This window comes from Mycobacterium sp., from assembly GCF_032162105.1.
Taxonomy (GTDB): Bacteria; Actinomycetota; Actinomycetes; order Mycobacteriales; family Mycobacteriaceae; genus Mycobacterium.
In genome coordinates this window covers 1-10,838 of record NZ_JAVRPS010000474.1, presented here as the reverse complement: position 1 = coordinate 10,838, position 10,838 = coordinate 1, and the positions used below count along the sequence as shown (strand labels likewise).

Here is a 10,838-nt window from a genome sequence, read left to right as displayed (position 1 = left end):
CCCGCACCCAGCAGCGCTGGAGGCCCTCGGGGTAGGCGTAGAACGCCGCAAGGCGGCCGTCGTCGTCGGTGTCGAAGGTGGCACCGACCGCCGTGATCTCTGTGAGCTGTGTCGCAGGGTCGGCGTCGGGCACGGGACAATTTCAACACGTCGATAAGGTGCCTGCATGCACGGGGCCAGCGCTGTCGCTCATCTGACCGATCGGCATCCCAGCGTGACGCCCGAGCGGCTCATCGCGCAGCTGGTGCCGCCGCCGACTTTTGCTGACGTCAGCTTCGACACCTTCCGGCCGGATCCGGCCGAGCCGTCGCAGACCGCGGCGGTGCAGGCGTGCCTCCAGTTCTGCGATCAGGCCATCCAGCGGCGGGCAGGCAAGAAGAAGATGTTCGGCCGCCGCGAGGTGCTTCCGGGCGTCGGGGTGTACCTCGACGGCGGGTTCGGCGTGGGCAAGACCCACCTGCTGGCGTCGACGTACTACCGGCTGGCCGCCGCCGATGCGGGCGCCCAGCCTTACAAGACGGCGTTCGCGACGTTCGGTGAACTCACCCAGCTGGCTGGGGTTTTCGGCTTCGTCGAGTGCATCGAGCTGCTCGCCGACTACGTGGTGGTGTGCATCGACGAGTTCGAGTTGGACGACCCGGGCAACACGACGCTGATCTCGCGGTTGCTCTCGCAACTGGTCGAGCGCGGCGTGTCGGTCGCGGCGACGTCGAACACGCTGCCCGAGCAGCTGGGGGAGGGCCGGTTCGCCGCGCAGGACTTCCTGCGGGAGATCAACACGCTGGCACAGATCTTCACCACGGTCCGAATCGAGGGTCCGGACTACCGGCACCGCGATCTGCCGCCGGCTCCGGCTCCGCCGTCCGACGACGAGGTGCGCGGGCGCGCCGCCGAGGTGATGGGCGCGACGCTTGACGACTTCGACGCGCTGTGCGCGCACCTGGCGACCATGCATCCGTCGCGCTACCTGGCATTGATCGAAGGTGTCGCGGAGGTTTTCGTTACCGGCGTGCATCCGCTCGACGATCAGAACGTGGCCCTGCGGGTGGTGTCGCTGACCGACCGGCTCTACGACGCGGGCATTCCGCTGGTGGCGTCGGGTGCCAAGCTGGACACGATCTTCAGCGAGGAGATGCTGGCCGGTGGGTTCCGCAAGAAGTACCTGCGGGCCACGTCGCGTCTGCTGGCGCTGACCCACGCGGGTCAGACCGGACGCACCATCACGTAGTCGTTCTCGACGCTTGCGCCGAGCCTGAACGTCTTGGTGCCGCTCGTCACGAAGCCGTGCTTGGCGTAGAACCGTTGGGCCCGTTGGTTTTCCTGGTTGACGCCGAGCCACACGCACGCGGCGCCGAGTGTGCGTGCCTCGTCCAGTGCCGCGGTCATCAGGGCGGCTGAGACGCCCGCGCCGTGCACGTCGGGCAGCACGTACATCTTGGACAGCTCGACGGCGGGTCGAAGCGGTACCGCGCGCTGGACGTCGCCGTCGTCGATGACACCACGGATCAGCATGGTGTAGCCCAGGATTGGGCCGTCCGAGCGGGCGGTCAGCACCGCGCGCGCCGGGTCGGCGAGGTAGTCGGAGAAGCGGGTCTGCGACAGGTTCTCGGCGATGAACGCGGCGACGTCGTCGGGTCCGGTCGACGGTGGGCAGGCCAGCGGGAAGGTGCGCGCCGCAACGTCGGCGAGATCGGGTAGGTCGTGCTCAGTTGCCGACGTGACTTGGACAGCCATACCGCGTCAGGGTAGCGGCGTTCCCGGCTGCCAGATGTTCCACTGCGCGAGGTGGGCTCCGGTTTGAGGATTGATCAGGACGACGTTGGTGACGAGGTCACGGTAGACCTGCCAGTACACGGCGCCGTTGACCGTCGAGCCGGGCGGCGCATTCTGCAGCGCGGTCGACAGGGCGTCGGGCGCGTCGGTGTTCTTCGGTGCGTACGCGTCCGCGTAGGGCGTGACGCCGTTGAACGCGAACAGGATGGACGCAACGAACGGGTTCGGCGCCTGGATCATGTGGACGGTGATCGGCGCACGCCACGGACCGCCCTGGTCGCGCCAGCGCGGCGAACCAGTCGGCGTGTAGCCCGGAGGAGGGTCGGTGGGGAGCACGTCGTGCACCGTGATGTCGGCGACGATGCCCTTGAACTCGACGCGCAGCGTGTCACCGAGGTTGCCGATCGGTATGACCGCGGCGGCGGCAGGTGGGGCCACGCCGATGCCGACGGCGGCCACCACGGCGATGAAGAACACCAACCAGGCCCTTGTTCTGCTCTTCGCGCGAGCGCTCATCGCCGCATGCCTCCCGTCCCTTTTGCTGCCTCGCATCTTGGCACACCGCTAGCGCGACGGGGGACGATCGGTGGTCAGGCCGTCCAGGGGCCGAGGCCGCCGACCTTCTCGATCCGGATGCGGGTCAGCAGTCCCGCCGGCGCGTTGGGCGGCGGGAAGTGCTCGCTGGACCCCAGCATCACCTCGGCCAACTCGCTGAGCAGCTCCGGCGCGCCGCCCTCGACGATCCGTGCCGTCCCGGCCACCGACAGATATTGCGTCTGCTGGCCCGGGCTGGCGGGGCCGAGGATGGTGAGGGCCACCCGCGGTTCGCGGCGGATGTTGCGCGTCTTCTGATACTCGCTCAGGTGCGCGCTGACGAGTTCGTCGCCGTCGGGTGTCGACTGCAACGCCACCCAGACCACGGATACCTGCGGGCTGCCATCGGGGTTGATGGTGACCAGTGTTGCGTCAGCGCCTCTTCCGATGAGCGCGCGGGCAGAATCGTCGAGTTTCATGATCCTGTTCTACCGCCACCGGGCCGGTTTCATTCCCGAATCACGTCTCGGTCAGCGAGCGGAGCACCTCGACGACCTCGTCCTCGGCCCGCTGCTTGTCGAGGCCGAGCGCGTGAAGGGGCCCGTCGCCCGCCTCGGCCTCGAGCAGAGCGAGCAGGATGTGTTCGGTGCCGATGTAGTTGTGGCCCAGGCGAAGTGCCTCGCGGAACGTCAGCTCCAGCACCTTGCGTGCCGCACCGCTGAACGGAATCAGCGCCGGCACGCCGTCGGCTGCTGCCGGCGGCAGCGGAACCGCGGCAGTGGCGGCGTCCGCATCCACGCCCTGCCCGGCCAGCAGTCGGGCGGCCAGCGAGTCCGGGTCGTGGAACAACGCGAGCAGCAGGTGGGCGGGCTGGATTTCGTCGTTGCCCGCCGCGTGGGCCTTGTTCTGGGATTCGACGACCACGCTGCGGGCCCGCGGGGTGAACCGGGTGAAGCCTTCGCTCGGGTCGATCGGGTCGGCTTTCGTAAATGGGCCGGCCTTCGGCACGAACCGCTTCTGTGCGGCCTGTTTGGTGACGCCCATGCTCTTGCCGATGTCGGTCCAGGACGCGCCGGACCGGCGGGCCTGATCGACGAAGTGACCGATCAGGTGGTCGGCGACTTCGCCGAGGGCCTCGGCAGCCAGAACGGCGTCGATCAACTGTTCCAGCGGGTCCTCGTGCACCTTCTTGATCGCGGTGATGAGGTCGTCGAGACGGACGGGGTTGGCGATCTGACTGGGTTCGACCATACGTCAACTCTAGGTTGACGACATAGATTCGTCAACCAGCGGTTGACGAGTTGCTACTCGACGACGAAGACCGGGATCTGCCGCGTCGTCTTCGTTTGGTACTCGGCGTACGGCGGATAGGCCGCGACCGCAAGCTCCCACCACTGCTCGCGTTCGGCGCCATCGATTTCGCGAGCGGTCCCCGTCACGACCTTGTCGCCGTCCTGAACCGTGACCGAAGGGTGTGCCTTCACGTTGTGGTACCAGGTCGGGTGCTGCGGATCGCCGCCCTTGGAGGCCACCATGGCGTAGTGCCCGTCGTTCTCGACGCGCATCAGCGGCACGTAGCGCTGCTTCCCGGACTTCGCGCCCGTGGTGGTGAACAACACGATCGGTCGGTCGAGGATTTCGACCCCGTCGGTCGTGCCATTCTCCAAAATGCGCTCGGTCTGCTCGCGTACCCAATCAGTGGGGCTCAGTTCGGCGTGTTCAGTCACGGTGGACGCAACATCGTTGGATCCGGGGCTATTCCACGCCGCTAGCCCGCGGGTAACCGCGGCGCACCGTACGGTCGAGGATGCCCAGCGTGGCACGCAACGCGCCCTCGGAGATGACGGGGAAGATCCCGGCGTCGCGCCAGTGCTGGTCGATCTCGGACCAGTCGTAGAACGACGTGACCACCGTGCCGTCACCGTCGGGCTCGAGCCGATACCCGTAGACGTGTCCGATGTTCGGGCGGATCTGGCCGACGATCGTCCAGGCGATCAGCCTGTCCTTCTCGTACTCGCCGATCTGCACGGTGACGTCGTACCTGCCGAGCGGAAAGTCGTTGAGCGCCTCGCGGTCCATGTGCACGACGAAGCTGTCGCCGGCGGCCGTCACCGACTCGCCGTCGGCGTCCTGGAGCATGCCGGTGGCGTCGATCGCGACGTGCCCCTGCGGGTCGCACAACACGGCGAAGACGTCTGCTGCGGGGGCGGCGATCGTGCGCTGGACTTCCATGCGGTCGGTCATGCCCCGATGGTGTCAGGACGGTGGCCGCGCCGTCGGGCATTCCCGTCCGAGTCGCACCGGCTAAGCGTCGGAGGCGCTGAGCTGACTGAGCTCGCGCTTGGCGCCGCGTTCGACGAACAGCGGCACGAACTCCCGCAGGGGCCGTTCGTCGAACCGCGAGTGAATGGTGTGCACCACCTCGGCCACCCGCTCCGGTGGCACCGACGGATGCGTCGTGGCAAGCCTCGCGACGAGCTGGTCAATTATTTTTTGTTCATTCGGCTCCGCCACCCCCATAGGATTCCTCGCGTTCACCCGTAGGTCAATTGGAAGCCGCGTGACGTCCACCGCTTCGCCGTTTCTCAGTGATGTCGGAGTGTGTCCCAGTCGTGCTCGTCCTCCAGCTTGGCGATCGCGCGGGCGGTGCGCTCCTTGAGCAGCAAGGTGACGATCACGCCGATCACCACGGCGACGAGGAGTGCGACCCAGGAGAACCGGGAGAGCCATTTCTCCGCCGCCAGGCCGAGGTAGTAGACGACGGCGGTGGTGCCTCCCGCCCAGAACAGTGCGCCAGTTGCGTTGGCGGCCAAGAAGTGTCGATAGCGCATTTTCAGTGCGCCGGCGAGCGGTCCGGCGAAGATTCGTAGCAGTGCGATGAAGCGGCCGAAGAACACCGCCCACACGCCCCATCGGGCGAACAGTTGCTTGGCCAGGGCGACGTGTCCCGGGCCGAAGTGTTTCGGGAAGCGCCTGCCCAGGCGCTCGAAGAGTCCCATGCCGAAGCGGCGACCGATGCTGTACCCGATCGTGTCGCCGATTATGGCGCCGGTGATCGCCGCTGCGGCGACGCCCACCGGGTTGATGTCGAGGGTGTGGCGCGAAGCCAGCAGCGCGGCGCTGACGAGTGCGATCTCGCCGGGCAGCGGGATGCCCAGGCTCTCCAGGCCGATGATCACGCCGACGACGATGTACACCGCAAACGGCGGGATGGTCTGAAGCAGGGAGTCCACGTCCACTGGCCAAGGATGCCTCATTGCTGGGGGGAGTGTCCCGAGGACGACCTGGATCGAGGTGCAGGGGATACCTCCAGACGCAACTCGGCCCGCCATCCCTTGTGCGGGATGACGGGCCGAGTACATGTCCGGCGTGTTCGCTTACTTGAAGGCGTCCTTGACCTTCTCGCCGGCGTCCTTCAGGTTCGACTTCACCTGATCGAGCTTGCCCTCGTTCTCGGTGCTCTTGTCACCAGTGGCGGCGCCAGCCGCTTCCTTGGCTTGCCCGCCCAGGTTCTCGACCTTGTTCTTGGCCTTGTCCACAGCACTCATGCGATCTCCCTTGATCTCGTGTCCGGGCTGGGTGTCCGAACCTGGCTAGAGGGTTCCTTGGCGGGCGGGTCGCGAAACTCATTGCCGTTCTCGTCACAGAATGGTTATTCGGGCCTGGCGAGGGGCAGTGGCGTCATCGCCCCTATTCAGAGGCACTCTTCGAGGGGCGTGGCTCTGGGCGGTTGGTGGTCGGGTACCTGGCATCCAGGCGTTGCAGTTGCGCTCGTTCGTGAGCGACTACGGCTTGCGCATATTGCATGTTCATCGTGGATGCTCCTGGTCTGGTGTTGCGTGTTGCGTTCACTGTTAGGAGCGCCGAGCCGGCCCGAGTCCGACACTTTTTCTGGGGCAGCTTCCGCAGGCAGCTCGCCAGGCCCGGATCCCCGTCGGCGAATGGCTTCCGTTGCCAGGGCGACGACCGCCATCTGCGCAGCGCCCAGGATCAGCACCGGCCAGACCGCGCCAGCCGCGATGCTCAGCGCGATCGGATGCGGCTGGGGGCGCGCCGGATGTTGCAGCCGATGCGCGGTCACCGCCAATCCGATGCTGGTCAGGACCCATCCCGTCAGATAGCCGTAGAGCAATGTGTCGATCACGAGAACCCCTCCTGGGTTGGCTCGGGTCGCGCCTGTGTGACCCGTTCACCAGGTAGGAGCGACTAGCCACCCCGATTCGCACACTTTTTGGGAGGGAAATTCCGACAAGCGTCGGCCCGGCGATCCTTCCACGACCTTCCAAGAATCCTCCAAGAGGCCTGCCGCAATCTGGCTGTGACCGGCCAATACACCAACACCGACGGGGCGGCCCTTCACGATTAGGGAACGAACCATGAAACCGAATTTCGCAATTTCCGCGTCTTCCCAGTGCACGCGGGAATAGCCTGCCGCCTGTGAAGCGACTGGTCGTCGGGCTAGCAACGGCTGTGCTGCTCGCGGGCAGCGTCGCGGGGGTGGTGGGCCCCGGCACCGCCCAGGCCCTACCCGGTGCTCCCGTGCCGCTCAACGCCTGGCCGGGCTGTCCGGAGGACAACCCATCAGGCCCATGTCGTTGGTGCCCAGGGGATCCGCCGGTGCAGACCGGCAATCTTCGGGTGTACCCAGTGGTCTGGGATGCGAACATCTGCCACACCTACTGGTACGTCCCGTCTGGGCAAGGCAATGCCGCGCACAACATTTGGGATGGAGAGTTTCCCCCTCCGCCGCCGCCACCTCCACCGCCGGGCATTTCCTTCCCGTGCCAGCCCTGGTGTCTGTGGGCTAGTGCGCGTTGACGGCGGGAGGTACGCGTCGTTCTAGATCGCCATCCGTTGGTCGTCTGTCCCATGCCACGCATCGACGGCATTCTGCAGGGGCAAGCCGAGCGCATTGCAGAGTCCGATCACCGTGCCGAAGCTCGGGCTGGGCATTCTTCCGACCTCGATCTTGCGCAGCGTCTCGGGTGAGATGCCGGCGGTGCGCGCGATCGTTTCGGGGTCACGACCGGCTCGGGCCGTCCTAATCAGCGCGCCGAGACGTTGCCCGGCTCTCACCTGCTCTGGGCTCAGCGGTACGCGCACCATGCCGGTCAGCATAGCCGGTATTCAAATACCGGTCCTGATACCGTCGTGGCGGTATAAGAATACCGATGCTGGACGGAGTCGAACATGATCGAACTCAAGACTGCCGACGAGGTCGACAAGATGGCGGTGACTGGTGAATTCGTCGCGGAGACGTTGGCGACGCTGTCGGTCGAGGCGCAGCCAGGAGTGAACTTGATGCAGCTCGAGCATCATGCCCGCGGGCTGATCACCGACCGCGGTGCGACCTCGTGTTACTGGGATTACGCGCCGTCATTCGGTCGCGGTCCTTTCCGGAATGTCATCTGCCTGTCGGTCAATGATGCTGTGCTGCATGGCATGCCACGCGACTACGTGCTGCGTGATGGCGACGTGTTGAGTCTGGACTTCGCCGTTTCGATCGACGGTTGGGTAGCCGATTCTGCGGTGACGGTCATCGTCGGCGACGGTGCCGATGCCGATGACAGAACGCTGATCGAGTCGACGCGACGAGCCCTTGACGCAGGGATTGCCGCTGCGGTACCCGGCGGTCGCCTCGGAGACGTCTCCGCTGCGATCGGCGAGGTCGCCACCGAGGCCGGATATCGCGTCAACGCCGAGTTCGGCGGTCATGGATTGGGCCGCACCATGCACGAGGATCCCCACGTCTCCAACCGTGGGCGGCGTGGGCGCGGATTGCTGCTGCGGCCGGGCATGACCCTGGCGCTTGAACCGTGGTGGGCACGGGGCAGTGATCGTCTGGTGATGGATGCCGACGGCTGGACCCTGCGCTCGGCAGACGGGTCGAACACGGCGCACTCCGAGCACACCATCGCCATCACCGAATCTGGTCCGCGCGTACTCACGCCTGCGCGATGCGAAGTGACGTAACGCTTGCGCCCAAGGATTGACCGTTGGCGGCGGCGGCCATACTTGGGCAGATCCCTCCAGGATTTCCGCGGATCCACCTCCAGGCCAGCCAGCTACCAGCGGTACCGACTGCGCGCACGGGCAGTGCGTGCAGTACAACGCAGGGCGGCGCACCCGACCATCGAAGAGCTTGTAGGAGTGAAGGTCCTCACTGATCTCGTGATTGGTGTGATGGCACGTCGGACAAGCGTGGGTCTGGTTGAAGTTGGTCGTGCTTCCCCCGTTCGTGTACAGCAGAATCTAGGCCGGTCTGCCGACATTCAGCTGGCCGAAAACATGTGGAGACGAACAGATTTCGATGGCACCTGACGTACCTGCGATCAGACGGCGGTGCGCATCGGCAACGTCTCGCCCGCAAGGCAGCGTGTAACCGTCAGCCTCCGGGGACGCCGTTCCGTGGCAGCTTGTCCGAGCAGTAGGCCTGCATTCCCGTACCGAATATGTCTTTTGCCTGGATGTCGGTGTAGCCGATGCGTTGCAGGCCGGCCAGCTGGTCGACGACGAGTTCGGGTGTTCCGTAGTTGTCGCAGGCGGCATGCCCGTCAGCGATGAGTTTGTCGGGATCTCCGCCGACATTGCGTGATTTGAGGCCGCCGAGGTATTGGTCGTCTTGGGGGGTGGCGTTGGCGACCGGGGCGAATGCGACGAGAGCCGCGACGGCGATGATGAAGGCGCGCATGGTGGTCACGATAGGACCCGCCGCTTCGCGGCAATTGGATATTGCGTAGTCGCGGTCCCTGGCCTCATTCAGAGCACTCGCTCGAGCGGATTGACGCCTCCCCCGTGTCGGTTGCTCCGCAGCCGGCGTCGTATCTCACCGGGCCTATTGCGCGACGATTGCGCGGAGACAGCGAAGGCCCGGTAGAAACCGGGCCTGACCTGTGTAAAGCTTGGTGCGCGATACTGGGATTGAACCAGTTCAATCAGCTTGCCAGCTTGGGTGTCGTGACCAGCGCACATACGGGTCTATTGTCGATTTCCGGAGCCACGGTTTCGTTCCAGGCGTACTCAACCTCGCCGACATGGTGACGGGCGGACACTCGAGCTCAAACGGCAATGGGGAGCGTGCGCTGCCTCCCCGACAACGCAAGGAATGCCTCACCCACTGCCTCGCAAAAGACAGCATGGACGCAATCAGCCCTTGGACCGCCCTCCGCTAACTGATGAGTTGCCGCGTGCGACCGACAGCAAACCTAAAAGAGTCAAGTGTCACAGTTGCAGCGAGTTTCCACATCGTTCTCCAATTATCCTCTCAGGGAGCCCAACTAGCTTGCAATTGGGAGCTGGCCCCCCATGGCTCCTCGATGTCTCGGCCCCGTCACCTCCCCCCTGGTGCCGGGGCCGAGTTTCGACAAGGGTCGCGAAAAATGGTTCCGCCAGTCGCTGGAGAGTGGTGACGGACGTCGGGGTTTGTGGCCCCGGGGCGGCGCTACCTTCAGTGGACCCGCACCTGGCCAGCCCCGGGGACGTACAACGCTAGCAAACTTTGACGGACTGGTCAACGCGGTGTCTCGTTAGAGACATACGCCCCACCAAGACCATTTCAGCTAATGACGAACTCGATGAGCATCGGAGCTCGGCCCGCTACCGAAGAGTGGTGACGGGCCGAACAGTAGGTAGGACGCGGGTTTGGGTCAGTCGACCGTCCACTGCTTATCGCCATGGACACCGGTGACGATCTCGCACTCATACCGAATCTCGTTGGCGACGCGGGCTAAGCACGCGATGCTGGAGATGCTGTAGGCGGCGACGTCGCATACCCCGCCTTGTTCTTCCAGGCCGTCGATTCGGGCCTCGTAGCCTACTTCTCCGTCGTCGCCGATCCAACGCAGCAGTTGGCCTTCGACGTCACCGGCATTCACGGTCACCATCGTGTGGAACACCACGCCGTCGATCGTGCTCGGATCGATGTCCTCGACGGGCGGCACGCCGCGGTGGCGAAAGACGTGGTTGCCGCGGACCGTGCACCCACCGGGGAAAACCCTCACCGAAGCGGTCATCGGGACACCCACCCGTCAATCTCGGCTGCCGCCTCGAGGAGCATCGCTGCAACCTGACGTGCCTCCGCGCTGCTGAGTTCCTGGCTGTCATCGATGGTGACGGCGGGCGGGTCAGACAGGGAGATGCTGCCGGTGCGGAGCTGAAGCGCGCAAATGCATATCTCCAGCCCCTCAACGCGGCGCTCGGTACCGGTGATGATGCGGGACTGGCCGTCGCTGGCTTCTGGTCTCAGAAACCACCTTTGACCTGCATCGAACTTGGTGCGCGATACTGGGATTGAACCAGTGACCTCTTCCGTGTCAGGGAAGCGCTCTCCCGCTGAGCTAATCGCGCCGGGTCATTCTTGGAGGTGGAGACGGGAATCGAACCCGTGTGCACGGCTTTGCAGGCCGTTGCCTCACCACTCGGCCACTCCACCGTCGGGGTTGATGCCACTGCACCTTCGAGCGGATGACGGGATTCGAACCCGCGACCCTCACCTTGGCAAGGTGATGCGCTACCAACTGCGCTACATCCGC

The 10,838-nt window shown here is 65.3% G+C and carries 14 protein-coding genes and 3 tRNA genes; 2 read left to right on the top strand and 15 right to left on the bottom strand.

Annotated features, from left to right (window positions below; all coding sequences use genetic code 11):
- Positions 1 to 166: 166 nt before the first annotated feature.
- The gene (gene zapE, locus QOC69_RS24515; protein ID WP_526444496.1) at positions 167 to 1,228 is read left to right on the top strand and encodes a cell division protein ZapE; all 1,062 of its coding nucleotides are present in this window, start codon (positions 167 to 169) and stop codon (positions 1,226 to 1,228) included.
- On the opposite strand, the gene QOC69_RS24510 is transcribed toward zapE, so the two are convergent.
- The 10 genes from QOC69_RS24510 to QOC69_RS24465 form a co-directional block, all read right to left on the bottom strand.
- The gene (locus QOC69_RS24510; protein WP_526444494.1) at positions 1,204 to 1,734 is read right to left on the bottom strand and encodes a GNAT family N-acetyltransferase; all 531 of its coding nucleotides are present in this window, start codon (positions 1,732 to 1,734) and stop codon (positions 1,204 to 1,206) included. The genes zapE and QOC69_RS24510 overlap by 25 nt on opposite strands.
- A 6-nt stretch (positions 1,735 to 1,740) precedes the next feature.
- Positions 1,741 to 2,289 carry a hypothetical protein gene (locus QOC69_RS24505; protein WP_526444492.1) on the bottom strand — a complete coding sequence of 183 codons (549 nt, stop codon included), beginning with the start codon at positions 2,287 to 2,289 and terminating at the stop codon, positions 1,741 to 1,743.
- A 74-nt stretch (positions 2,290 to 2,363) separates the two neighbouring features.
- Positions 2,364 to 2,786 (bottom strand): PPOX class F420-dependent oxidoreductase, encoded by a 423-nt coding sequence (locus QOC69_RS24500; protein ID WP_526444490.1) that lies wholly within the window; start codon positions 2,784 to 2,786, stop codon positions 2,364 to 2,366.
- Between the two features lie 40 nt (positions 2,787 to 2,826).
- Positions 2,827 to 3,558 carry a Clp protease N-terminal domain-containing protein gene (locus QOC69_RS24495; RefSeq protein WP_526444489.1) on the bottom strand — a complete coding sequence of 244 codons (732 nt, stop codon included), beginning with the start codon at positions 3,556 to 3,558 and terminating at the stop codon, positions 2,827 to 2,829.
- Between the two features lie 53 nt (positions 3,559 to 3,611).
- The gene (locus QOC69_RS24490) at positions 3,612 to 4,034 is read right to left on the bottom strand and encodes a nitroreductase family deazaflavin-dependent oxidoreductase (protein WP_526444487.1); all 423 of its coding nucleotides are present in this window, start codon (positions 4,032 to 4,034) and stop codon (positions 3,612 to 3,614) included.
- Positions 4,035 to 4,062: 28 nt separating this feature from the next.
- The gene (locus QOC69_RS24485; protein ID WP_526444485.1) at positions 4,063 to 4,551 is read right to left on the bottom strand and encodes an SRPBCC family protein; all 489 of its coding nucleotides are present in this window, start codon (positions 4,549 to 4,551) and stop codon (positions 4,063 to 4,065) included.
- A gap of 60 nt (positions 4,552 to 4,611) precedes the next feature.
- Positions 4,612 to 4,821, bottom strand: a complete 210-nt coding sequence (locus tag QOC69_RS24480) for a three-helix bundle dimerization domain-containing protein (protein ID WP_526444483.1) — start codon at positions 4,819 to 4,821, stop codon at positions 4,612 to 4,614.
- Between the two features lie 71 nt (positions 4,822 to 4,892).
- Positions 4,893 to 5,546, bottom strand: a complete 654-nt coding sequence (locus tag QOC69_RS24475) for a VTT domain-containing protein (protein WP_526444481.1) — start codon at positions 5,544 to 5,546, stop codon at positions 4,893 to 4,895.
- A 138-nt stretch (positions 5,547 to 5,684) separates the two neighbouring features.
- Positions 5,685 to 5,855 carry a CsbD family protein gene (locus QOC69_RS24470; protein ID WP_526444479.1) on the bottom strand — a complete coding sequence of 57 codons (171 nt, stop codon included), beginning with the start codon at positions 5,853 to 5,855 and terminating at the stop codon, positions 5,685 to 5,687.
- Between the two features lie 1,291 nt (positions 5,856 to 7,146).
- A complete protein-coding gene (locus QOC69_RS24465; protein WP_526444477.1) occupies positions 7,147 to 7,413 on the bottom strand; it encodes a helix-turn-helix domain-containing protein in 267 nt (88 codons plus the stop codon).
- 84 nt (positions 7,414 to 7,497) lie between these two features.
- On the opposite strand from QOC69_RS24465, the gene map reads away from it, so the two are divergent.
- A complete protein-coding gene (gene map / locus QOC69_RS24460; protein WP_526444475.1) occupies positions 7,498 to 8,280 on the top strand; it encodes a type I methionyl aminopeptidase in 783 nt (260 codons plus the stop codon).
- 412 nt (positions 8,281 to 8,692) lie between these two features.
- On the opposite strand, the gene QOC69_RS24455 is transcribed toward map, so the two are convergent.
- The 5 genes from QOC69_RS24455 to QOC69_RS24435 form a co-directional block, all read right to left on the bottom strand.
- Positions 8,693 to 8,998: a DUF732 domain-containing protein gene (locus QOC69_RS24455; protein ID WP_526444473.1), complete on the bottom strand. Its 306-nt coding sequence runs from the start codon at positions 8,996 to 8,998 to the stop codon at positions 8,693 to 8,695.
- A 955-nt stretch (positions 8,999 to 9,953) separates the two neighbouring features.
- Complete coding sequence (locus tag QOC69_RS24450) at positions 9,954 to 10,319, bottom strand: hypothetical protein (RefSeq protein WP_526444471.1); 366 nt, start codon at positions 10,317 to 10,319, stop codon at positions 9,954 to 9,956.
- A gap of 259 nt (positions 10,320 to 10,578) precedes the next feature.
- A tRNA-Val gene (locus QOC69_RS24445) sits at positions 10,579 to 10,653 on the bottom strand.
- An 11-nt stretch (positions 10,654 to 10,664) separates the two neighbouring features.
- Positions 10,665 to 10,738 (bottom strand) — tRNA-Cys (locus QOC69_RS24440).
- Between the two features lie 27 nt (positions 10,739 to 10,765).
- A tRNA-Gly gene (locus QOC69_RS24435) sits at positions 10,766 to 10,838 on the bottom strand.